The organism is Pseudomonas sp. LLC-1 (assembly GCF_002992185.1).
GTDB classification, from domain to species: Bacteria; Pseudomonadota; Gammaproteobacteria; order Pseudomonadales; family Pseudomonadaceae; genus Aquipseudomonas; species Aquipseudomonas monteilii.
In genome coordinates, this window is the sequence record NZ_LUVY01000008.1 from 91,147 (window position 1) to 113,750 (window position 22,604).

At 54.4% G+C, this 22,604-nt stretch carries 18 protein-coding genes and 1 pseudogene; 14 read left to right on the forward strand and 5 right to left on the reverse strand.

Annotated features, from left to right (window positions below; translation table 11 throughout):
* The 14 genes and pseudogenes from A0O30_RS06905 to A0O30_RS06970 all read left to right on the forward strand — a co-directional run.
* The gene (locus A0O30_RS06905) at positions 1-1,434 is read left to right on the forward strand and encodes a hypothetical protein (protein WP_105945987.1); all 1,434 of its coding nucleotides are present in this window, start codon (positions 1-3) and stop codon (positions 1,432-1,434) included.
* A 2-nt stretch (positions 1,435-1,436) separates the two neighbouring features.
* Positions 1,437-2,702, forward strand: a complete 1,266-nt coding sequence (locus tag A0O30_RS06910; protein WP_177410258.1) for a hypothetical protein — start codon at positions 1,437-1,439, stop codon at positions 2,700-2,702.
* Positions 2,668-3,510 carry a hypothetical protein gene (locus A0O30_RS06915; RefSeq protein ID WP_256589626.1) on the forward strand — a complete coding sequence of 281 codons (843 nt, stop codon included), beginning with the start codon at positions 2,668-2,670 and terminating at the stop codon, positions 3,508-3,510. The genes A0O30_RS06910 and A0O30_RS06915 overlap by 35 nt, the downstream gene beginning before the upstream one ends.
* Positions 3,507-4,214, forward strand: a complete 708-nt coding sequence (locus tag A0O30_RS06920) for an acyltransferase (protein WP_105945990.1) — start codon at positions 3,507-3,509, stop codon at positions 4,212-4,214. Before A0O30_RS06915 ends, A0O30_RS06920 begins: the two co-directional genes overlap by 4 nt.
* The gene (locus A0O30_RS06925; RefSeq protein WP_105945991.1) at positions 4,211-5,302 is read left to right on the forward strand and encodes a glycosyltransferase family 4 protein; all 1,092 of its coding nucleotides are present in this window, start codon (positions 4,211-4,213) and stop codon (positions 5,300-5,302) included. Before A0O30_RS06920 ends, A0O30_RS06925 begins: the two co-directional genes overlap by 4 nt.
* Positions 5,292-6,401, forward strand: a complete 1,110-nt coding sequence (locus A0O30_RS06930; RefSeq protein ID WP_105945992.1) for a DUF1972 domain-containing protein — start codon at positions 5,292-5,294, stop codon at positions 6,399-6,401. The genes A0O30_RS06925 and A0O30_RS06930 overlap by 11 nt, the downstream gene beginning before the upstream one ends.
* Complete coding sequence (locus A0O30_RS06935) at positions 6,401-7,390, forward strand: SDR family oxidoreductase (RefSeq protein WP_105945993.1); 990 nt, start codon at positions 6,401-6,403, stop codon at positions 7,388-7,390. Before A0O30_RS06930 ends, A0O30_RS06935 begins: the two co-directional genes overlap by 1 nt.
* Complete coding sequence (locus tag A0O30_RS06940) at positions 7,387-8,400, forward strand: glycosyltransferase family 4 protein (RefSeq protein WP_105945994.1); 1,014 nt, start codon at positions 7,387-7,389, stop codon at positions 8,398-8,400. The genes A0O30_RS06935 and A0O30_RS06940 overlap by 4 nt, the downstream gene beginning before the upstream one ends.
* Positions 8,401-8,458: 58 nt before the next feature.
* Entirely contained in the window at positions 8,459-10,456 is a 1,998-nt protein-coding gene (locus A0O30_RS06945) for a nucleoside-diphosphate sugar epimerase/dehydratase (RefSeq protein WP_105945995.1), read from the forward strand.
* 102 nt (positions 10,457-10,558) lie between these two features.
* Entirely contained in the window at positions 10,559-11,629 is a 1,071-nt protein-coding gene (rfbB, locus tag A0O30_RS06950) for a dTDP-glucose 4,6-dehydratase (RefSeq protein ID WP_105945996.1), read from the forward strand.
* Positions 11,626-12,522 carry a dTDP-4-dehydrorhamnose reductase gene (gene rfbD / locus A0O30_RS06955; protein WP_105945997.1) on the forward strand — a complete coding sequence of 299 codons (897 nt, stop codon included), beginning with the start codon at positions 11,626-11,628 and terminating at the stop codon, positions 12,520-12,522. The genes rfbB and rfbD overlap by 4 nt, the downstream gene beginning before the upstream one ends.
* A 5-nt stretch (positions 12,523-12,527) precedes the next feature.
* Positions 12,528-13,409, forward strand: coding sequence for a glucose-1-phosphate thymidylyltransferase RfbA (gene rfbA / locus A0O30_RS06960; protein WP_105946110.1), 882 nt, complete (start codon positions 12,528-12,530; stop codon positions 13,407-13,409).
* A gap of 402 nt (positions 13,410-13,811) precedes the next feature.
* On the forward strand, positions 13,812-15,011 hold the full coding sequence (locus A0O30_RS06965) for an acyltransferase (RefSeq protein WP_105945998.1): 1,200 nt from the start codon (positions 13,812-13,814) through the stop codon (positions 15,009-15,011).
* Between the two features lie 282 nt (positions 15,012-15,293).
* Positions 15,294-15,625 (forward strand): annotated as a pseudogene (locus tag A0O30_RS06970) (transposase); the annotation flags it as partial.
* Positions 15,626-15,778: 153 nt separating this feature from the next.
* Here the strand turns inward: A0O30_RS06970 and A0O30_RS27665 are convergent.
* The 5 genes from A0O30_RS27665 to A0O30_RS06985 form a co-directional block, all read right to left on the reverse strand.
* Positions 15,779-17,548: a hypothetical protein gene (locus A0O30_RS27665; protein WP_146256302.1), complete on the reverse strand. Its 1,770-nt coding sequence runs from the start codon at positions 17,546-17,548 to the stop codon at positions 15,779-15,781.
* A 71-nt stretch (positions 17,549-17,619) separates the two neighbouring features.
* Positions 17,620-18,075, reverse strand: a complete 456-nt coding sequence (locus A0O30_RS06975; RefSeq protein WP_105945999.1) for a hypothetical protein — start codon at positions 18,073-18,075, stop codon at positions 17,620-17,622.
* Positions 18,076-18,108: 33 nt separating this feature from the next.
* Complete coding sequence (locus tag A0O30_RS27670) at positions 18,109-18,822, reverse strand: alpha/beta hydrolase (RefSeq protein WP_146256303.1); 714 nt, start codon at positions 18,820-18,822, stop codon at positions 18,109-18,111.
* A 13-nt stretch (positions 18,823-18,835) separates the two neighbouring features.
* Positions 18,836-20,434: a heparinase II/III family protein gene (locus tag A0O30_RS27675; protein ID WP_146256304.1), complete on the reverse strand. Its 1,599-nt coding sequence runs from the start codon at positions 20,432-20,434 to the stop codon at positions 18,836-18,838.
* The gene (locus A0O30_RS06985) at positions 20,424-22,604 is read right to left on the reverse strand and encodes a hypothetical protein (RefSeq protein WP_105946001.1); all 2,181 of its coding nucleotides are present in this window, start codon (positions 22,602-22,604) and stop codon (positions 20,424-20,426) included. Before A0O30_RS06985 ends, A0O30_RS27675 begins: the two co-directional genes overlap by 11 nt.

The following is a 22,604-nucleotide window of genomic DNA, read 5'->3' on the forward strand; positions in this document are numbered from 1 at the left end:
ATGAAACAAGTGGTGGAGCAGCTGCAGGCACGCATACTGAACGCCGCACCCGGGCCGGCATTGGCTCAGGCGCAAGTTTATGGTGCGCTGCTCTGGGCCGTGGACTTGAACATCTACGAGGCAGCGTCACTGGAGCGCCACCTGACCGCCCAGTGCGCCAGCCTGGTCACGGTGCCGGCCAGCAATGGCCTGTCGCGGGGCTGCCTGCATGTGGTCAGCGAGCCCTACCTGCAAGGCGGGCACACCCGGCTGATGGAGCGCCTGGCGCACATGCACGAGGGGCCCGTGGACCTGTTGGTTACACGCAGCGCCAAACCCCAGGTGCTCGAACGGCTGGCCGGTTTTTTTGCCCATATCGAACAGGCGCGTGGCGATGACCCGTGTGCCCGTCTGCAATCCATCGTCGACACCTTGGCCCAATACGACAAGGTGGTGCTGCACATCCACCCGGACGACATCATCACCACTGTGGCGTGTGGCCTGCTGAAACTGCAGCGTGGCGCTGCGGTGACGGTGTATTTCGTCAACCACGCAGACCACGTCTTCAGCTTCGGTGCTTCGGTGGCCGATGTGTATTTCGAGATCAGCGCCTACGGGCACCATCTGGACAAGAAAAAGCACCTCACCTGCCAGAAGAGCTTCCTGGCGATCCCGATCGAGACCAGCGGTGCAAAAGTACCGGATGCTGTGCCCACGCATGAGCGGATCAAGGTGTTCAGCGCAGCCTCTGCTGCCAAGTACAAGCCCCATGGTGGCCTGGACATGCGCCCGTCGATCACGGCTATTCTTGACAGGTTTCCGAACGCCGAATGCTGGATCATTGGTGCCAACCCACTGACCAACACCTGGTGGTGGACAGTGAAACTGCGTTACCCCACGCGCTTTTTCATCCGCCGGCATCTGCCATACAAGGACTACCTGGCTTTCGCCGAAAAAGCTGACTTCTACCTGGACAGCTACCCTATACCCGGCGGCACGGCGTTCGCCGAGCAATTGCTCAAGGGCCGGCGTTGTGTTGGGCTGGTTGCGCCGATCCAGGGCTATTCCCCCGCCGACAGCCTGAAGGTGGCCAGCGTCGATCAGTTGCTGGCCAGCATCGAGCAGCCGCAGCCCAGTGCATCGGTGGTCGAGGCCGTGCAGCAGGTGAACTCGGTAGAAGCGGTGAAAGCGCGGTACCTGGCTTGCATCGAACGGGGTGAATACAGCGAAAACCAGCTGGCGGCCATGCTGCCGTGGTCGGGCAACCTCGATTTCATGAAACCGACAGGTAAGGTCACTAGCATGGTCCCTGCGGATGTCTTCGACGCCCTGTGCCGTACGGACACAAACCTGGCGTTGCGAGCGCTGCTTTCCTACGCCTGGGTGCCGCGCATCAAGATCCTGATCAAGGTCACGCTGTTGCGGCTGGCCAGGTTTGCCAGAGCGCGAGGGTGAGTGTGATCAAGATCTTTATCGGCGTGCTGTTCTGTCTGTTGTTCTTCAGCGACTTTGCCGTGCTGACGCTGGGGCTGGGCAGTGCCTTTGCCGGTTGGCGCGAAATGCTCAGCCTGCTGATGATCATGTGGCTGCTGCTGCGTGCCTTGGCCAGCATTACGGCGCGCGGTACGGTCAACCTCGAGGTGGGGCGGTCGTTGCTGATCGTCTTGTTCTTCGCCTTCCTGTACCTGCTGTTCGGCGACTTGAGCGCAGGTTCGGTACGCATGTTCCGGGCATTGGCAGTGCCAGTGTTCGTCGGTATGGCAGTGGCCATCTGGGCGCAGGCGGTGTCGACCGAGAAAAAGCTGCGCCATGTGTACTGGTCGGTGCTGGCCATGAGCGTACTGACCGGCCTGTATGCGTTGTACCAGTACCTGACGATCTCTTCGGCCGAGCAGTTCTGGTACTGGCCGCTGCTTTCCGCCAAAGGCTACGAGTTGCAGCCCTACAACTCGATGCGTGATGGGTTGCCGCGGGTTTCCGGCTTTTTCACCGGCACCCTGGAGTTTTCCGCAGTCATTCTCAACACCGCCGCCATGACGCTGGCCGTGCTGCTCAGCGGGCGAAGCTGGTCGCTTGCCCGGCGCCTGTTGCTAGGCACTGCGTTTGTGCTGCTGTGCGGGTTGATTGTGATCGGTTCGGTACGCACGGCCATGATCGGCCTGGTGTGCATTTGCGCGATGTTGGTGGTAGCCCGTGTGCTGCGTACGGCTTGGCTGATTTCGCTGTTGGGCTACCTGCAGTTCGTTGGCCTGACTGTTGCCATCTTCGCCTATCTGTCGATGGGCTACACCCAGGATTTGTCTGCGTTGGACCGTGAACGCCAGTGGCTTCACATGTACCAGGTGCTGAACGCGCACCCCATGGGTTACGGCTTCGGCTCGGTGGGCCCAGGCCAGCCTTACTGGTTCGATTCGTTCTGGCTCAACCTGTTGGCCACCTGCGGATGGGTCGGGGCGTTGATCATGGCCGGGTTGATTCTTTGGTATCACAAGCTGGTGGCGATCATCGTCCGGGACAGGCCACATGCGAGTGCGTGGAAAAACGGTTTGGGCAACTTCGTGATTGCCAGTTACCCGTTCTTCCTGAGCTCGTTCTTTTTCCAGTCCTATACGAACAGCGTGGTCCTTTACATTTTCGCGATCGTGGTGATGGTGATCATTGGTGAAAACAGAAGAACAAAAGTTGAGCTTGGCAGTACTGATCGTTCTGTATCGGAAAACTAGCCAGGACTCGATTGCCCTGCAGTCGCTGCTCGCACAACAGGCACTGCTGCATGATGAGGGTATCGACTTGCAACTGTACGTCTGGAACAACTCGCCCGGCGTGGCGCAGCCGTGCCCGGGCGTACGCTGGTTCGAGGCGGACAATCAACGGCTTTCGGTGATCTACAACCAGGTGGCCAAGGAGGCATTCGCCTCCGGGGTCGAGCTGTTCATGATCTCGGACGACGACACCAACTACTCGACCATACGCCTGTCCAGTTGCCTGGCGCAGATTGGCCAGGTGCGCAGCGCAGCGGAGGGCGAGCAGGTGGGGGTGTTCATGCCCCGGTTGGTCAGCTATGGGCAATTGGTCAGCCCCGGCCAGCGCTGGTTGTTCATGGGCCGCCTTACGCCGGATGTGGCCCCCGGCCTTGTGGCGTCGAAAAACCTGCTGGGCATCAACAGCGGGCTGATCTTCACCCGCGAGTGCTTTCAGCGCATGAAACCGTTCTATGACGAGCGGCTGCGCTTCTATGCCACCGATACCGACTTTTTCATTCGCTACGAGGGGTATTTCCCCAAAGCCTGCGTGCTGGATGTGGAAATAGCCCACGACCTGTCCGAGCACAGTGCCGATACCCCGGAGCGGGCCTTGTTCCGCTTCGAGGAAATGATCCACGGCCTGCGTATCAGCTTCCATTCCCACAGCCTGCTGCAGCGCGGCCTGCTTGACCTGTACCTGGTCTATGCCGCCATCCGCAAGGCCGTGGCCTACCGCAGCCCGGCCTTTGTCAAAGCCTTGTTTACCCAGGTGAGGGCCGTGAAATGATGCATGCCTTGCTCGAAAAACTGGTGTTGCTGATCAAGAAGCGCCCCATGGTCATCGACCGGCGTATCTCTTCGGGCTATCTGCTGGGGCTGATCATGACCAAGCTGATAATGGCCTGCCGCGGCGTCATTCGCCTGCGCCGGCGGCGGCTGGCATTCATTGGCTCGGGGGTGACGCTGAAAGAAGTGGGCAAGATCGAATATGGCCCGGGGCTGGTGATCGACCAGGGCTGCTTCGTCGATGCCTTGTCCAATGACGGCATCCGCTTTGGCACCGCCGTGTCGTTGAACAAGCACATCATCATCGAATGCACCGGCAGCCTGGCCAACATCGGCAAGGGCCTGGTGATAGGTGACAACGTCGGCCTGGGCGCCGGTTGCTTCCTGGGTTGTGCCGGTGGCATCGAGATTGGCAGCGACACCATCATCGGCAACTTTGTCAGCTTCCATTCGGAAAACCACAATTTCGAAGACCCGCTGCAACCCATTCGGCTGCAGGGCGTAACCCGCCAAGGCATCAAGGTTGGCCGCAACTGCTGGATCGGCGCCAAGGTGACCGTGCTCGATGGCGCGGTAATCGAGGAGGGTTGCGTGTTCGCCGCAGGGGCGGTGGTAGCGGCGGGCGTGTACCGCAAGAACTCGATTTACGGTGGTGTGCCGGCCAAGTTCATCAAGGCGCGCGTCGCTGAAGAAGGGGTGGCATGAAAACGTTGCACTTTGTCCATCTGCTGAATGACTACAGCGGTAGCCCCCGGGTACTGAACCAGACCATCAATGCGCTGCAGCAAAGCGGTGCTGACTGCACCCTGCATGTGGGCAGCAGCGGCCACGGTGTGCTCGACGAACTGCAGGTGCGCACCTGCAAGTTCGCCTACAAACGCTTCGACAACCGCTGGTTGACCCTGCTGGCCTACGCGTGTTCGCAAGTGGCGCTGTTCTTCAGCCTGCTACACAAAGTGCGGCCGGGGCAGGTTGTGCTGGTCAATACCATGCTGCCGTTTGGCGCTGCCCTCGCTGCCCGCCTGCGTGGTGCCAAGGTGGTTTACCACGTGCATGAAACCTCCATACGGCCTGCGGTGCTCAAGGCGTTTTTGCGCCGGGTGATCGCAGGCTGTGCCAGCAAGGTGGTCTATGTGTCGAAGTACTTGCAGGTACAGGAAGGTGTAGCCGGGGTGCCGGGGGTGACTGTGTACAACGGCCTTGCCGAGGCGTTTCAGCAGCAGGCGATGGCCACGCCATACCAGCACCTGCATGGTGGCCGTTTCAATGTACTGATGCTGGCGTCACTGAAGGGCTACAAGGGGGTGGACGAGTTCGTTGCGCTGGCCACGGCATTGGCTGCGGACCCGGCACTGACGTTCACGCTGGTACTCAATGCCAGCCCGGAGGAAGTGGACGTCTATTTCGCCAGCAAGGCGTTGCCGAAAAATCTCACGCTCAGCCCCGCCAGTGCCGACGTGGCGAAGTTTTACCGTGAGGCGAGCCTGGTGCTGAACCTGTCCCATGTCGACGGGTGGGTAGAAACCTTCGGCCTGACCATACTTGAGGCGATGGCTTTTGGCATCCCGACTATCGTGCCCCCGGTAGGCGGCCCGGTGGAGCTGGTCAGTGATGGGGTAGAGGGCTATCAGATCGACTCGAAAAACCATCAACAACTGGTGCGTACGGTTGCGCACTTGTCGCAGGACCCACAGCTGTGCCAGGCATTGTCCGAGCGCGCACGCATGAAAGCGAGTGAGTTTTCCACCGCCAACTTCCAGAAAAATATCGTGATGGTGTTTGATGACCTATAAGATTGCAGTAATTGGTACGGTAGGTTTGCCCGCCCAATACGGTGGTTGGGAAACGTTGACCGAACAATTGGTGCGCAACCTGCCAGGTGACTGCGAGCTCACCGTCTATTGCAGCGCACCGCATTACCCCGAGCGCCCGCAGTTTTTCGAGCGTGCCCGCCTGGTTTACCTGAACCTCAAGGCCAATGGCGTGCAAAGCATTCCGTACGACGTGCTGAGCATGCTGCACGCCTACCGCAAGCACGATCTGATGCTGATCCTGGGTGTTTCCGGCTGTATCGCCTTGCCATTCATGCGCCTGCTGACGCGTAAGCCGATCGTGGTGAACATCGACGGCTATGAGTGGAAACGCGCCAAATGGTCCAACTTCGCTCGCTGGTTCCTGAAGCTCTCTGAAGCCGTGGCCGTGCGCTTTGCCCATGCGGTCATCACCGACAACAAGGTGCTGCAGGAGTACGTGACCGCCGAATACAACAAGCCCAGCGAACTGATTGCCTATGGTGGTGATCAGGCCCGTGCGGGTGAGCCAACCGGGCAAGCGCGCCAGGCGTACCCGTTCCTGGGGGCACCATACGCTTTCACGGTGTGTCGTATCGAACCGGAGAACAACATCCACGTCATTCTCGAGGCCTTTGCCGGGTCTGGCATGCCGTTGGCGATCATCGGCAACTGGAACCACAGCGAGTACGGCGTACAACTGCGCAAGCAATATGAGGGGGTGAGCAACATTCACCTGCTGGACCCGATCTACGATGTGGAGCAGTTAAGCCCGCTGCGCAGCAATGCCACGGTGTACCTGCATGGCCACAGCGCTGGCGGCACCAACCCGTCGCTGGTCGAAGCCATGTGGCTGGGCCTGCCGGTGGTGGCTTTCGACGTGTCGTTCAACCGCGCCACCACCGAGGACCAGGCGTTGTACTTTGCCGACAGCGCCTCGCTACGCAAGCACGTGCAGGCACTGCTGGGTGATGAGCCCGCGCGGGCGCAACTGTCGGCGCGCCTGCATGAAATTGCCAACCGCCGTTACCGCTGGTCGGTGGTGGCAGACCAGTACCGCAGCGTGTTCACCCGCCTGCTGGGCCACGTGGGGAGAGCTTGATGGCCGGGCAAGACAACGCCCAGCGCCCAGGCGTCCTGACCACCGGCGGTAGCGGTTTTGTTGGCAAGGTGTTGCTGCAGCGGCTCGCTGAAGGTGCGCGCTGGGCACCGCGCGCGCTGGTGCGGCGATTGCCCGCCCAGCAGCTGGCAGGTGTCGACTACCGGTCGTTTAGCGAACTGACGGCGGTGGACGCGGCATCCGGGCACTTCGAGCAGGTGGATACCGTGATCCACCTGGCCTCCCGCGTGCATGTCATGCACGAAACCGCCGCCGACCCCCTGGCCGAGTTCCGGCGGGTAAACGTGGAGGGCACCCTTAGCCTGGCCCGTGCTGCGGCCCAGGCCGGTGTTCGGCGCTTCATTTTTGTCAGCTCGGTGAAGGTGAATGGCGAAACCACAGACGGCCGCCAGCCCTTCACCGCTGACGAAACCCCAGCGCCATCGGACCCCTACGGCATTTCCAAACGTGAAGCCGAAGACGGTCTGCGCCAACTGGCGGCCCAAACCGGCCTGGAAGTGGTGATCGTGCGCCCGGTGCTGGTATACGGCCCAGGTGTGAAAGCCAACTTCCGCAGCATGATGAACTGGCTGAGCAAAGGTGTGCCGCTGCCGTTCGGCGCCATACACAACAAGCGTAGCCTGGTGGCGCTGGACAACCTGGTGGACCTGCTGGTGACCTGCATCGACCACCCGGCGGCCGCCAACCAGACCTTCCTGGCCAGCGACGGCCACGACCTGTCCACCACTGAGTTGCTGCAACGGTTGGGCAAGGCACTGGGCAAACCCGCCAGGTTGCTGCCGGTGCCCGCCGCCTGGTTGAAGGGGGCGGCAACGCTAGCCGGCAAGGGTGGCCTGGCTCAGCGGCTGTGCGGGTCGCTGCAGGTAGACAGTGACAAAGCCCGTACGCTGCTGGGCTGGCAGCCCCCGCTGGATGTGGACCAGGCACTGCGGGCCACGGCACTCAACTTTTTGAAAGAGCAAGACAAATGATGGCATGGTGGCTTATTCCCCTGGTCGCAGGGGCATCTCTGCTTCTGACCGCAGCGCTGCGGCGTTACGCACTGAACAAGCAGATCATCGACGTGCCCAATGCGCGTAGTTCTCACACTGTGCCTACCCCACGGGGTGGCGGTGTGGCCATTGTGCTGAGCTTTCTGGCCAGCCTGCCGGTGCTGGGCATGGCCGATGCCGTGCCGTTGGCGGCACTGGTGGCCATTGGTGGTGCGGGGGCGCTGATTGCGGTCATCGGTTTCATGGACGACCACGGCCACATTGCCGCTCGCTGGCGCCTGCTCGGGCACTTCGCCGCAGCCGTGTGGATGCTGTACTGGCTGGGTGGTCTGGCGCCGCTGCAGGTGTTTGGCTTTACCCTCGACCTGCAGTGGTTCGGCTACATTCTGGCGGCGTTCTACACCGTATGGATGCTCAATCTCTATAATTTCATGGACGGCATCGATGGCATTGCCAGCATCGAAGCGGTCACCGCCTGCCTGGGCATGGTGCTGCTATCGGCCTTGGCCGGTGCGCCGCAGTTGATGGTGCTGCCACTGCTGCTGGCGGCGGCGACGCTGGGCTTTCTGTTCTGGAACTTCCCGCCAGCCAAGATCTTCATGGGCGACGCCGGCAGCGGCTTCCTCGGCATCGTGCTGGCGGGCTTGTCGCTGCAGGCTGCCTGGGCCTCACCGCAATTGTTCTGGTGCTGGCTGATTCTGCTGGGCGTGTTCGTGGTAGATGCCACCTTTACCCTGATCCGCCGCTTGCTGCGCGGTGACAAGGTGTACGAAGCGCACCGCAGCCACGCCTACCAGTTTGCCTCTCGTCACTTTGGCAAGCACCTGCCCGTGACCTTGGCGGTGGCCGCGCTCAACCTGTTCTGGCTGCTGCCAGTGGCCCTGTGTGTGCTGTTGCTGGGCCTGGACGGTGTGTGGGGCGTTATCATCGCCTACCTGCCATTGGCGTATCTGGCCGTGCGCTGGCGCGCCGGTGAGCTCGAACACTAGCTAAAGTGATAGGACGAAGACAGTAGACATGTCACTTTGGAAAGCCCTCAGAGGTTCTATGGATAAGCTGCGCTCAAGACTGCTTGGACTACCTCGGCGCCACAAACGGCTGATTCAGGTAGCGACTGATGTGATTCTGGTCTGGTTCGCGCTGTGGCTGGCGTTTGTCGTGCGCCTGGGTATCGACGACCTGGCCAATCCTGTTCGTGACCACACCTGGCTGTTCATCACGGCGCCGATCATCTCCATCCCGTTATTCATCCGCTTCGGCTTGTACCGGGCGGTGATGCGCTATTTCGGCAATGATGCGCTGATCGCCATCATCAAGGCCGTGACCCTGTCGGCGCTGATTCTGGGCTTCATCATTTACTGGGCCAGCAACCACCAGAACGTGGTGCCACGCTCGATCACCTTCAACTACTGGTGGCTGAGCCTGATCATGGTCGGCGGCCTGCGCCTGGCCATGCGCCAGTACTTCCTCGGTGACTGGTTTGCCACCGCCGTGCAACATGTGCCTTTCGCCAACCGCGACGACGGCCTGCCACGGGTTGCCGTCTATGGCGCCGGCTCTGCCGGCAATCAGCTGGTGGCGGCCCTGCGCATGGGCAAGGCCATGCGTCCGGTGGCGTTCATCGACGACGATGCCAGCATCACCGACCGGGTGATCGCCGGCCTGCAGGTGTACCAGCCAGAACAGCTGCAACGCATGATCGATGACACCGGCGCCGAAGAAATCCTGCTGGCGCTGCCCTCGGTCAGCCGCAGCCGCCGCCGCGAAATTCTCAACCTGCTTGAAGGCTACCCGCTGCACGTGCGCAGTGTGCCCGGCTTCATGGACCTGGCCAGCGGCCGGGTGAAGGTGGACGATATCCAGGAAGTGGACATCGCCGACCTGCTGGGCCGTGACGCGGTACCGGCACAAGGCGACCTGTTGCAGCACTGCATCATCGACCAGACCGTGATGGTGACGGGGGCTGGCGGCTCGATCGGTTCCGAGCTGTGTCGCCAGATCCTGGGGCAAACACCGCGTACGCTGCTGCTGTTCGAGCACAGTGAATTCAACCTGTACACCATTGCTGGCGAACTGGAGCAACGTATCCTGCGCGAAGGCCTGGCCGTGCATCTGATCCCGATACTGGGCTCGGTCCGTGACCAGGCCAAGATGCTGGACGTGATGCGTGCCTGGCAGGTCGATACCGTATACCACGCCGCCGCCTACAAGCACGTGCCCATCGTCGAGCACAACATTGCCGAGGGCCTGTCGAACAACGTATTCGGCACGCTATACACCGCCCAGGCGGCGCTGCAGGCTGGCGTGTCCAACTTCGTGCTGATTTCCACCGACAAGGCCGTGCGCCCCACCAACGTCATGGGCAGCACCAAGCGCCTGGCCGAAATGGTGCTGCAGGCCCTCAGCAACGAGCTGGCGCCGGTGCTGATGGGCGAGACCGGCAATGTGTCGCAGGTGAACAAAACCCGTTTCACCATGGTGCGCTTCGGCAATGTGCTGGGTTCGTCGGGCTCGGTCATTCCGTTGTTCCACAAACAGATCAAGAACGGTGGGCCACTGACCGTGACCCACCCGAAAATCACCCGCTACTTCATGACAATCCCCGAGGCCGCGCAGTTGGTGATCCAGGCCGGCTCCATGGGGCAGGGTGGCGACGTGTTCGTGCTGGACATGGGCGAGCCGGTAAAAATTGTGGAACTGGCCGAAAAAATGATTCACCTGTCTGGCTTCAGCATCCGCTCCGAGCGAAACCCGCTGGGTGATATCGCCATCAACTTTACCGGCCTGCGTCCAGGCGAAAAACTGTACGAAGAATTGTTGATTGGCGACAACGTGATTGCCACACGCCACCCCATGATCATGAGCGCCAACGAAGACTACCTGCCCTGGGATGTGCTGAAGCAACGCCTGGATGCACTGAGGGCCGCAACCTCTACGGATGACTTTGCCACCGTGCGCCAGTTGCTGCGCGACACCGTGAGCGGCTACGTGCCCGGCGGGGAAATTGTGGACTGGCTGTACCAGCGCCGGCGGCTGGAGCCCTGAACGCGGTACTGACAAATAGAACAGGCGTTGCCGGCACAGGAGCGCCCACATGAACTTCAAACGCTGTGAAGTTTGAAAGCAGGAATTGGGAAGAACTGAACAATGACTATTCTGGTAACAGGTGGTGCGGGTTTCATCGGCGCGAACTTCGTGCTGGACTGGCTGGCCGGTAGCGACGAGCCCGTGGTCAACCTCGACAAGCTCACCTATGCAGGCAACCTGCAAACCCTGAGCAGCCTGCAGGGCGACAAGCGCCACATCTTCGTGCATGGCGATATCGGCGACTCCGAACTGGTAGCCCGCCTGCTGCAAGAGCACCAGCCGCGCGCGATCGTCAACTTCGCCGCCGAGTCCCACGTCGACCGCTCGATCCATGGGCCCGAAGACTTCATCGAAACCAACATCGTCGGCACCTTCCGCCTGCTGGAAGCCGTGCGCGCTTACTGGGGAGGCCTGGACGAACAGGCTCGCCACGCGTTCCGCTTCCTCCATGTGTCCACCGACGAGGTGTACGGCTCGCTGGCTGCCGACGAACCGGCCTTCACCGAAACCCACCAGTACCAGCCCAACAGCCCGTACTCGGCCAGCAAAGCTGCCAGTGACCACCTGGTGCGTTCCTACCACCACACCTACGGCCTGCCGGTGCTGACCACCAACTGCTCGAACAACTACGGCCCGTATCACTTCCCGGAAAAGCTCATCCCGCTGATGATCGTCAACGCCCTGGCCGGCAAGCCACTGCCGGTGTACGGTGACGGCCAGCAAATTCGCGACTGGCTGTACGTCAAGGACCACTGCAGCGCCATCCGGCGTGTGCTGGAAGCCGGCACCACCGGTGAGGTGTACAACGTGGGCGGCTGGAACGAAAAGCCCAACCTGGAAATCGTCAACCGCGTGTGCGCCTTGCTGGACGAACTGCGCCCGCGCGCCGACGGCAAGCCTTACGCCGAACAGATCACCTACGTGACCGACCGCCCCGGGCATGACCGCCGCTATGCCATCGACGCCCGCAAGCTGGAACGCGAGCTGGGCTGGAAACCCGCTGAAACCTTCGAAACCGGCATTCGCAAAACCGTTGCCTGGTACCTCGACAACCAGGAATGGGTGCAGAACGTACAGTCTGGCAGCTACCGCGAATGGGTTGAAAAGAACTACGCAGGGCGCTCGGCATGAAAATTCTGCTACTGGGCAAGGACGGCCAGGTAGGTTGGGAGCTGCAACGCAGCCTGGCCCCGCTGGGCCAGGTGCTGGCGCTGAATAGCCGCAGCCAGTCGCACTGCGGCGACCTGGCCAACCTGCCAGGCCTGGCCGAAACCGTGCGTGCCTATGCCCCCGATGTAATCGTTAACGCCGCTGCCTACACCGCCGTCGACAAGGCCGAAAGCGAGCGCGAGCTAGCCTTCAAGGTAAACGCCGAGGCCGTGGGTGTGCTCGCCCGTGCTGCCGCCGACTGCGGCGCACTGCTGGTGCATTACTCCACCGACTACGTATTCCCGGGGCAGGGCGACCAGGCCTGGCGCGAAGACGACACTGTCGGCCCGCTGAATACCTACGGTGCAAGCAAGCTGGCGGGCGAGCAAGCCATCCAGGCTGCCGCCTGCCAGCACCTGATCTTCCGTACCTGCTGGGTGTATGCCGCCCGCGGCAACAACTTTGCCAAGACCATGCTACGCCTGGCTGCCGAACGCGACAGCCTGGGTGTGATCGACGATCAGTTCGGCGCCCCGACTGGCGCCGAACTGATCGCCGACATTACCGCACACGCCATCACCGCCACCCGAGCCAATCCGGCTTTGGCTGGCCTGTATCACCTGGCGGCCGGTGGCGAGACCACCTGGTGCGGCTACGCCCGCTACGTGCTGGAACAGTCAGCAGCCCAAGGCGTGGCACTGAAAGCCCACGCCGAACAGGTCAACCCGTTGACCACGGATGCCTATCCGACCCCGGCCAAGCGACCGGCTAACTCGCGTCTCGATACCAACAAACTGCAGAAGGCTTTTGCCCTGACTCTGCCAGACTGGCGCCAGGGAGTGGCCCGCATGCTCAAGGAAATTCACGAGAAATGACCACTATGAAGCGTAAAGGCATCATTCTGGCGGGCGGGTCGGGTACCCGCCTGCACCCAGCGACCCTGGCAATTTCCAAGCAGCTGTTGCCGGTGTACGACAAACCGATGATCTACTACCCGCTGACCACATTGATGCTGGCGGGCATCCAGGACATCCTGATCATCTCCACCCCGCAAGACACCCCCCGCTTCGAGCAACTGCTGGGCGACGGCCATCAGTGGGGCATTAACATCACTTACGCCGTGCAGGCCTCGCCAGACGGTTTGGCACAAGCCTTCCTGATTGGTGAAGAGTTCATCGGCAACGACCTGTCGGCGCTGGTGCTGGGCGACAACATCTACTACGGCCACGACTTCCAGCAGTTGCTGCGCAATGCAATGGGCCGCGACGAAGGCGCCAGCGTATTTGCCTACCATGTGCATGACCCCGAGCGTTATGGCGTGGTTGAGTTCGATGAAAAGGGCAAGGCGATCAGCCTGGAAGAAAAGCCCGCCAAGCCGAAGTCCAGCTATGCCGTGACCGGGTTGTATTTCTACGACAAGGACGTGGTCGAGATTGCCAAAGGCATCAAGCCGTCTGCGCGGGGTGAACTGGAGATTACCGATCTGAACCGGGTGTACCTGGAGCAGAACCGGCTGTCGGTGGAGATCATGGGGCGCGGGTATGCCTGGCTGGATACCGGGACGCACGACTCGTTGCTGGAGGCTAGCGGGTACATCGCCACGATTGAGCGGCGGCAGGGGCTGAAGGTGGCTTGCCCGGAAGAGGTGGCGTACAGGCAGGGGTGGATTAGGGCGGAGCAGCTGTTGAAGCTGGCTGAGCCGTTGGCCAAGAATGGGTATGGGCAGTATTTGAAGCGGTTGGTGGGGGATAGGGTTTATTGAGTGATTTAAGCCCCGCTTCTGGCTTAATAAGCTTGTGGTGGGGCTGGCTTGGTATCATTGTGGCGTAAGACGACTTTGTGTGGTGGCTATGAGGGCTTCCTCGACAGAGTTCCATAGCTATTACGGATTTCTATTTGTCCGGTTTTTAGCCGAAATTCTGCAGGATTAGCAGAAAATTCTTCACGCAGGATCACCTTCTAGCACCACCTGGCAAAATCGGGACTACCTCCTTGCAGAGCGATGCCCATATCGATAAGTTTGGCCTAATAGGCCATCGGATCGAGAAATTCAGCAATCGAATCATTGGATTGAAGAGAAAATTAGCTGAATTGCCGAGCTCAGGTAATGACGGCTCGCGTATCCCCCGGTATCATTCGCGCCGACATCGAGGGGAAGGGATAGATGGAAAACACAGGAAAGATCACATATTTAGACGGTATGCGCGGCCTGGCGGCGATTGTTGTTGTCTTGTCACATTGTTTGCTGTGGTTTGTGCCTTATGTGCACTCCGGACCGCGATATACGTCAGACCCATCTGCTCTTGAAGCAATGATATTTAATAGTCCTCTGACTTTTATTTACCGAGGCGGCTCAGCTGTGTGGTTGTTTTTCATACTGAGTGGTTTTGTTTTGTCTTACGGTTTGTTGAAGCGTAAGGAAAACTTGAACGCAATTCGAACTGCTGCCGTGAAGCGCTATTTCAGGCTAAATGTCCCAGTCTTCTTTGCCGTAATGTTAGGTTACATTGCCATGGCGTTGGGGGCTTATAAGGCGCAAGAGTTTGGTGTGTCTAATCCATTTTCCTTGATATATACAAAGGCTGTACCTGATTTTTGGCAGGCCTTGGGGCAAGGGCTTTTTGGGTCAATTGTATATGGAAATACAACTTATAATTATGTTTTGTGGACCATCAGTATTGAGCTGTACGGATCTTTTCTGGTTTTCTCAGTGATCGCTTTGTTCGGTGGGAACATCAATGTACTGAGAGCAGTTTGCGTAATCATATTTATGTGCACTCTGCATAGTCAGGATCGAGAGATAAGCAGTATGTCCTTGTTTGTAGCCGGTGTGGTGCTGGCAACGCTCAAACAAGACCAGCTTGCAAGTCGTTTTGGTGTGCTTTCAAGTGTAATTTTGGTTGCGACTTCTCTTTATCTCATGGGTTATTATCCTATGAGCTCATCTTACGAAGGCTTGGTGAAGTTCGCAGCCTTAATGAAGTCAGAGTTTGGGTATGTTACAAATTGGGCTCGTTTATATCCGCAGGTTGGAGCTATTATTCTTCTCTACAGTACGCTTCTATCAAGTGTGATTTTGAGATCGCTAGGCGCACCTGTGTTTGAGTGGCTTGGGAAAGTTTCCTTTTCGGTTTATTTGCTTCATTCGATTGTTTTGGCCATTGTTGGGCCTTATGTATTCTTGTACTTTTCGGGTCTTCAGGCAGCCTGCGTCAGTATTGCTCTGGTGCTTCCAGTTACTTTGTTGGTCTCGCATTACTATTACATATATGTTGATAGTTATTTTACTCGCAAGATTAATGCAATTTTCTCGGGGGCAAGCGGAGGCTTATATTCTTCTTCCCAGGCTGCGAGGCAAAGTTAGGCTGTTTGGTTTGTTTAGTGTGGGTTTTATTAAGCTTGCGCCCTTATGATTTTTTGTCGGCGCCGTGTTCGGTCAGTTAAGGGAGGGCTGTTTTTATAATATCATTATTTGAACGCTCTCCATCTGCCTTTGTTGTTGTGTTCCCCGCAAAGTGCTGAAATTGGTGTGTTGTCTCAGAACTACCACTGAAAATTAACTGCTTAATGCTGGTGCTGCGCGGGCAACTCAGGCAAGGATTTCCTCGGCCTTTTTTATGCCACCGAAATAGCGTTGGAAGGCTGACTGGAGAAGACACAGTCTCAAGTGACGCCGCAAAGTGTACTCTGCAAGGCTGTGCAATACTTGGGCAACAACAGGGGCCGATTGATGATTAGCATCGAGGCCGGTTTTTGCCGATCAACAACAACCTCGTCGAGCGCTTGATCAGGCCATTTGTCATTGGTCGCAAGGCATGGCTGTTCAGTGACGCACCCAAGGAGCCTACCGCAGTGCCCGGATCTACAGCCTGGTCGAGACTACGAAGGTCAACGGTCAGGAGCTTTATAGTGGCTGCGGCTGCCGCACGCGCAAACTTTGGTGCCGAGGAGAACTGCTCACCGGAGATGCCACAGTAACCGTGACCCCCACTTTGTGGTAGGTGGGGGTCATGGATCGCATAGGTTGCATGGAGCGCTTACAGAATGACGAAAAGCACCGGGCGAACACTGCCACCTTGATATCGAACTCGATCAGCGTAGCCAGGCCATCGAGCTCGAGTTTTTTAAAAGTTAACTGACAATGCCCTCAGTTGTCCATTTTGCTAGCATCTTAATCTCTTGCGTAGAGTTCAGAATTTTTGGTAGTAGGCCAATTGCTGTTTCAGTTTGCTGGCGATTACATGCTTTTTCAAAAGCATACATTAACGCAGAAAGGATTACCTCGGCGTCAAGAATAAATTCAAGAGATGCTCGAACTGTACGGGCATGGACTAAAGCGCTTGATATTTGCTTGAGCTCTATCGGGTTAATTGGCCAAGATGCGCCAATTGGATCTAGGCTCCACCTACCCCATTGGCTAAATACTGGTTTCCCGTCAGCATTTACTAAAACGCTCTCCGCGGTGATGTCCGGGTTAATAAGTTGCAGCGGCAAACGCTGTAGACAAGCCTGGATCAAATCGTATTGCTCGTGGAGGTCTTGAATTAAGCCAGCTTCGTATTCGTCTCTTGCCGCAATTTTAAGGCGGCTGATGAATGTCTGATCTAAACGCTGCCAGAGCAAAGGTCTAGATCGTACATAACGTGAGGATAACTGTGTTGGAGGTTCTATGCATAGCAGTTTGCCAAATGCCTCAAGAACTTTTGGTTTGACATCAGCGGAAGAAACTTTTTGCTCGTCATGCCATTCAAATACGTGGCAGTGAAGGCCTTGGATTGTGCTTGCGCCAATTAATGGTAGAGCGGGAAGGTTTAACTTTTTGCACTCTGCAAGTACAGTGGCCTCTTGGACCGCTAAATCATTGCGGTTGACATTGAAAAGTTTTAGAAGAAATCGCTTGTCAAGCGGATGCTCTGGTTTACCAATGCTTGCTTCAATGGCGGCAACGTCGCTGTAAGCAGTTTGATGCCAGCGAGATGAATTAATTGTAATAGAGGTCTCTAAGACTTCAGCTAAAATCTCTTGAATCCAGTTGTTTCTATTTGACTCATTCAAAAGACTCCAGAAGCCTTGATTTTGAGAATTCGGTAAACTGATGAGCGTGTGGGCATGAAAAAAAAGGGCGTTAACTTGTAGGCGGTGTGTGTTTAAAAAGTATAGATCGAAAGTAAGGCTTGCTATCCGCTGAAAAGATTGTCTCACTATTAGTATAGATATGACGGCTGTTAATGCATTAACAGCTCCATTAACTAGGAAGCTTGTTACTATGTAGGCGAAGGTGATGAGGAAGCCTGATGCTGAAATAAAATTTCCAAGTTTTGTGATTTTAGAGTTGGAAAGGCTTGCAGCTATACTTGGTTTGGTATAGTGAAATAGCATCGCTGCTAATGTCAAAGCTGTAAAGGCCGATAGAATCGACAAAAGTAATGGGTCTACCCATGCCATTAAAGCAATAGATGAAAGTATAAATATAAGGGCTGCCAAGCCTTTAGAGTAGCGCTGGTAGCACTGAAAAGCGAGATCGTTTTGGTTGCTGAACAATAGTATTTTTTGGCTTTTAGTTATTAAGCGCTGGGCGCCCTTTTCCGACTGGTGAGAAATAATGGATTCTGAAATTATGTGCAGGAAATAAAATAGTACTGTTGCGATGCTAAGTGCTATAACTAGGTTTTTATGGCCGAAAGCAATCCAGGAGTCTGGGAAGTACTGAGGGATTGAGCTTGAGCTGATGAGGATGATGACTTTCAAGGGAAGAAAGTACGCTATCAAGAGCGATGTTTGAGATATCAAAGTCGCGGATATTACGGCGGCGGTATAGAGCGGTACCGTTCGAGTGATCTTTTTACCTACAGAAAGCAGCCAAAAGATACTTGATTTGATAGAGTGGTAAAGATGGTGCATTGAGTGAGTAATCCTCAGAAGTTTGAAGCCTGGAGTCAAACAAGCGTCGACTCCAAGCATTCAGAACCTTGTTAGATTTTCCAGAGCAGCATCAGTCGAGTTTTGGAGTTTTCGTCCGGCTGCTTAGTTTCTAAGCTAGTGTAAGTTGCACCAACGCTCGGGAATCCTTTCTTCTGGTAATGTACAGCATAGACCTCGGGAGAGTCGGTCTTGATTACTCTATTGTAACCAGACTTCGCCATATCCGCAAAGAGGGTCCCTTCAATTGACATTGTTTTTTCGTCTACATCAAAGATATAGCGCTGGAACGTACCGGACTCGTTAGTGAAGGTTACGTTTCGTACGAGCTTGCCATTGACGGAGATTTTTGCCCCATCTTTCAATGTGAGCTGGTGGCTTCCGTCGGAAGAAGACACAATCGAGCTGGCCGGAGCCGCAGTGGTCGAAGCAGAGGGTTGCTCTTTAGAGTCGCCGCAACCTACCAACGTTGCCGAGATGAGTACTGCAGAAATAAGATTTTTTTTCATGATATATGCATTAAGTGAGGGTTGATGGTTGATTTAAAATTTCATTGTTTTTGCAATGATTGAGAATGCGTCGATTTTGTTTAATGCGACATGTCCTGTTTTATAGCTTGGCTTGCTATAAATCGTAAAATCAATCTCTCCAATAGAGTGGTCTAATGAAGAGATAATGTCCGCGAAAGGCACAACATGAGTCTTGTAGTGATAATCATGCAGCGAGCAGACGATATTGATCGAGGCATGATTTGAATTTTTTAAGTAAGCCAAGGGCTCTATTGAGTCGATGGCTCTATCTTTACTCAGGATGTTTTCAGAAACATATCGACTGCCTGGATGCTTGAGCATAAAAAGCTGAGGGCACTCAGCAATTGCATGCGAGTCAGGATGTAAGCTAGCCAGTATTAGTGAGGCGTAGCCGCCCATTGAGGAGCCGTAATATATAACTTCGTCAATACCGTTTTCAAACAAAAAACTTTGAATTGACGAAGAGACCTCTGGAAGAACAAACTCACCGATTGGCGATACATACCAACTACCCATTGGCGTTTTATATCCATCCAAATGCTGGAAAGGGTCGTTGATGTACAGTACGTTTACCTGCTGAGAAAGTTCATTATGCCAGCTAAGCCTTGGGAAATATGGATGAATGCCTTTATCGTTTGCAGAAGGCAAAAAAACAATCGCCTTTTTGCTGCCTTTGGCAGGGAAGAAGCGAACGTCGCAAATACCAATTTTTGAAGGGCTGTTCATTCTTGTGGCTATCTTATTTGAATGATACTTCGAGTACGTTCTGCGTCGCAGAAGCAAACCAAATTCGAGAGGCATCTTCGGCTTTGCCAAGGTATTTGGAGTATATTGCGCACTTATTTACATCTGACTCATCCCAGCCGCGATGCACGCCGGTGCTGCTATCGCTATTTATTGCTTTTACGGTGACTTGACATGTGCCAAAATCAAGAGAAAAGATATTTTCCTTGCTTTCTATTTCTGCATTATCCGTGATCATGAAGTTACTAGTCAGCAGGCTCTTCGCTTCTGTTTTGTCACAAATTGTAATCACGCCATCAAGAATTTTAGAAATATCAATAGATCTCTCAGTTTTTATGCCGAACATGTAGCTTGTACCATGGAAAACTCCTTGGTCGTCCACCGATAGGCTAGGCATTGCATTGAGTTTATTCTTGTCTCTTTGAGCCTTAAGTGGGAGTGTTGGCGTGGAGTGAGCAAGAGGGGACCTAATGAAAATTCGCTTAGCGTCCTTTTCATTGTGGTTATATAGGCCGCCGTCTCCAAATATAATACTGCCATTGTAATAGAGCACGATCGAAAGATCGTCGTCATGACGGTGATAGTTGGAGTCGTGGCAACATTTAAAGATTAAGCAAAATTCTTTTTCAGACCGGTCTTTGCCTTTGGCTACTAGGTAGCCAGACTTGGAGTAATCATGGATTATGACTTCGCTTCTGAGTGGTTCAGGCTCACTCTGATCGTCCCAGCGTGTGTCTCCGATGATAGGGAGAATTCCATTTGGCAGTGTGATGGCAGCAAGAAATTTGTTTGCTTTATCTACATAATCTGCAGCTTTAACTGAAATGGCCTCATCACCAAGGCCCCGAAGATTAATGAGACCGTTAAGTCTGGCAAGCATAAACTTCTGATAGCCAGGGCTATTTTCTTTGTGCACGCCTTGGTCAGTGAAGGCAATACTAAGTTCGTCTGTCAGTCTAACTAGGCTCTGCTGACGATAAGCTTCAAATCTATTGCCAAAATAAAGTGATATAGTATAGCTAATTAGAGATTGATCAAATCCATGGTTAGTATGGGTGGAATAATTCACATCGTCTGCTAACCATGAAAGATGAGACTCGATGGCTTGGACTATGTTGAGCTCACTATTGTTCTCTGCAATAAGCGATTCGAATCCAGAGTTCCAGCAAAATACCAACCAGTTGACGATATTTCGAATTCGAAAAGCGGTCGCATGATCATGCCAAGCCAGTGGCGAATTCGGGTTATGTTCCGCAGAACGCCGCCAGTTAATTACACTGCTAACACAAAATTTGAAAAGCTCAACTTTTTCTTCCGGTGTTTGAAGGTCGCAACTTGAGATAAACCATGTCAAAAAAGGAAGGGACTGAATTTGCCACCACCAACTCCGATCTTTGCCGGTTTCAATCCAGTCAAAAGTTTCTAAGTTTATTTTTTGATTTTCAAATCCGCGAAGCTCCAGTATGTGATCAAACGCAGCAGATTTTAGTGACTTGTAGTCATTTTTGTTGACGCGAGCATAGTTTCGGTCAATAAAAATGAAAGCCTCATCTTGAAGGTTGAGTTTTAATTTGTGGAGTTGATCAGTGTACATTAGATTTGCTCATCAATTTATCTAGTTCAGCATGCCACTGATTGGAGATCGTCCCTGCTGAATAGTTCCCCAGGACACTAATGTCCGGTTGGCCGCCACTAGAAAATTTTACTACAAGCTGTACAGCTTGATCGATAGATTCGACTACATGTTCACAGGGCCAGAGTTGATCAGCACCTGTCCAATTCCATACCACTGGTACTGATCCAGTTAGCATGCCTTCACCAATGGCCATATGGAAAGACTCAGCATCAGAAGGTGACAGAATATACCCAACCATAGTAAGCCAGTCATTTACGTTATCCCCAGGCGGATCGAAAATGACCTTGTGTCTTAGTTCGGAGCTTTTGTTGATACGCTCAAAAATTGACTTGTAATATTCGCGTTCTTCTTTGCGTTTCAGCAACCAGCCATAATCCAAAGGATGTTTGCCTTTGATTCTAAGGCAGTAGCGCTTATCTAGCTTCAGTAGTGCTTCAAGTAAGTCAATGGCTTTATCAAGCCGTTTGCTCATTGGCGCTACTCCGATCATCCCCAGCGTGAAGCCAGCATCTCCTGTCTTTTTCTTCCTTGTAAATTTCTGATCATCTAAGAAATTGTAGACAATGCTCGTCTTTTCAACTGGGAAGCCTTTGAAAACCTTTAGCGCAATTTGGCGGGTATGTTCGCTCACGAAAGCAATTTTATCGATCGCATCCCAATTGGACTCGGCTAAATAGGTAAGCTTTGCCTCTTGGGCATGGAAGCGGGCTATCAGTTTTTGATGAGGAAGCTTATTTTTTGAGAACCACTTAACGTTTCCTAAGCACCACTCGCAAAAAATGATGTCTGCTTGTTGCATTAGCTGGCGACTTTCACTTTCATCGTGAGAGTCATGGCCGCGCCATTGATCAATAATGAACTCAAAACTGCCAGTCGCACTTAGTTTTTTTTGTAATGGCGTGAAGAACTTTAAATCATGGCCCGCTACGAGAATTTTGATCTTTTTACCAGGCGAGAGTACAACTTGAGCAGCCATTGAGTCGGAGGTGATCCAGTCATTAATCATGGATACTCTAGCGGAAAAAGTATGCTTGGCTGCTAGAGCTTGAAGTCTATCAGCGGCTAACTGGGTTTTTTCATTGTCTTGCAAAGCCGATGCTAGTTGAATCTCAAATTCTGCTTGATCGTTGGCGAATAGAGGATAGTCAGACCCGAGCAGCTGCTCGTGTAACGGGTTCCGGTTCAAAATGGCGGCACACCCAGCCGCGCCATACTCTAGGATCTTAGTTGAATATTCTACAGTGTCGTTCATGCTCTCCGCACGCCACGAAAGGCCGACGCGCGCGGTTTTTAACTGCGCAAAAACATCCTCTCTACTTTTTGCACCGAGCCATGAAAGCGCATGGGTAGCTTCCAATGCCGACTTCATTCTATTTGAATAATCTTTTATCGATGCATCGTTATGGATTTTGTCCCCGATGACAATAAACTTACTGCCTGGAACTTTTTGAAGGACGGCTGGCCAGCTTTCAGCCATTTCTAGAGTTTTCCACTGAGATTTAAATTTCCCAGCGTAGATGACGCGTTGATCACGCTCTGCTATTGGAGTGGAAGGCGTGTCAAAATCATTGATTACCGGCGTGTAAATCGAAATTTTGGCATCATTGAGCTCTGGTGCCAATTGCTTCCACAACAACGCGAAACCTTCGGTTTGGCATAGAATTCTAGCGCATTGTCCTGCTATTTTACGCATGACTTCACGCTGCTCAGTACTATAGGCAGAGATTTTTTGTGGGATATCTGTTAAGTAAATCCAAGTCTTACTGAAAAGCTTAGGGTGTTTAAGTAAGTTTGTAGCGATATCCAGCCCGCGGACTAGGCAGACATCATACTGCTTGGTGCTACTCAATCTGGCGGCTAGATCCACCATTTGTATAAAGTCAAGGCGTCGTTTGGACGAGCCTTTCCAGTAACCAGGCAGAGTGCCATCTATGATATTAATGCTTGGACAATCAACTAAAGGCTGGAAAAGCTCGTCACGCTCCGGCTTGCTTTTGGCAATGAAGTCCACGTTAGCAAATGGTGTGCTAGCCAATGCTAAGGTTATCGTTTGAGCCCAGATAGATGACCCGTCGATAAAATTTAGGTCAGGCGCGGCGCAGACCAGAAAGTTTTTTGTGGTTGTCAT

What these genes read in the sequence shown, in the direction of transcription:
- A0O30_RS06925 (WP_105945991.1), top strand. Translation starts at nt 4,211, where the DNA reads ATGAAAACGTTGCACTTTGTCCATCTGCTGAATGACTACAGCGGTAGC.
- A0O30_RS27670 (WP_146256303.1), bottom strand. Translation starts at nt 18,822, where the DNA reads ATGAACAGCCCTTCAAAAATTGGTATTTGCGACGTTCGCTTCTTCCCT.
- A0O30_RS06930 (WP_105945992.1), top strand. Translation starts at nt 5,292, where the DNA reads ATGACCTATAAGATTGCAGTAATTGGTACGGTAGGTTTGCCCGCCCAA.
- A0O30_RS06920 (WP_105945990.1), top strand. Translation starts at nt 3,507, where the DNA reads ATGATGCATGCCTTGCTCGAAAAACTGGTGTTGCTGATCAAGAAGCGC.
- A0O30_RS06965 (WP_105945998.1), top strand. Translation starts at nt 13,812, where the DNA reads ATGGAAAACACAGGAAAGATCACATATTTAGACGGTATGCGCGGCCTG.
- A0O30_RS06935 (WP_105945993.1), top strand. Translation starts at nt 6,401, where the DNA reads ATGGCCGGGCAAGACAACGCCCAGCGCCCAGGCGTCCTGACCACCGGC.
- A0O30_RS27675 (WP_146256304.1), bottom strand. Translation starts at nt 20,434, where the DNA reads ATGTACACTGATCAACTCCACAAATTAAAACTCAACCTTCAAGATGAG.
- A0O30_RS06975 (WP_105945999.1), bottom strand. Translation starts at nt 18,075, where the DNA reads ATGAAAAAAAATCTTATTTCTGCAGTACTCATCTCGGCAACGTTGGTA.
- rfbD (WP_105945997.1), top strand. Translation starts at nt 11,626, where the DNA reads ATGAAAATTCTGCTACTGGGCAAGGACGGCCAGGTAGGTTGGGAGCTG.
- A0O30_RS06940 (WP_105945994.1), top strand. Translation starts at nt 7,387, where the DNA reads ATGATGGCATGGTGGCTTATTCCCCTGGTCGCAGGGGCATCTCTGCTT.
- A0O30_RS27665 (WP_146256302.1), bottom strand. Translation starts at nt 17,548, where the DNA reads ATGCACCATCTTTACCACTCTATCAAATCAAGTATCTTTTGGCTGCTT.
- A0O30_RS06945 (WP_105945995.1), top strand. Translation starts at nt 8,459, where the DNA reads ATGGATAAGCTGCGCTCAAGACTGCTTGGACTACCTCGGCGCCACAAA.
- rfbB (WP_105945996.1), top strand. Translation starts at nt 10,559, where the DNA reads ATGACTATTCTGGTAACAGGTGGTGCGGGTTTCATCGGCGCGAACTTC.
- A0O30_RS06905 (WP_105945987.1), top strand. Translation starts at nt 1, where the DNA reads ATGAAACAAGTGGTGGAGCAGCTGCAGGCACGCATACTGAACGCCGCA.
- rfbA (WP_105946110.1), top strand. Translation starts at nt 12,528, where the DNA reads ATGAAGCGTAAAGGCATCATTCTGGCGGGCGGGTCGGGTACCCGCCTG.
- A0O30_RS06985 (WP_105946001.1), bottom strand. Translation starts at nt 22,604, where the DNA reads ATGACAACCACAAAAAACTTTCTGGTCTGCGCCGCGCCTGACCTAAAT.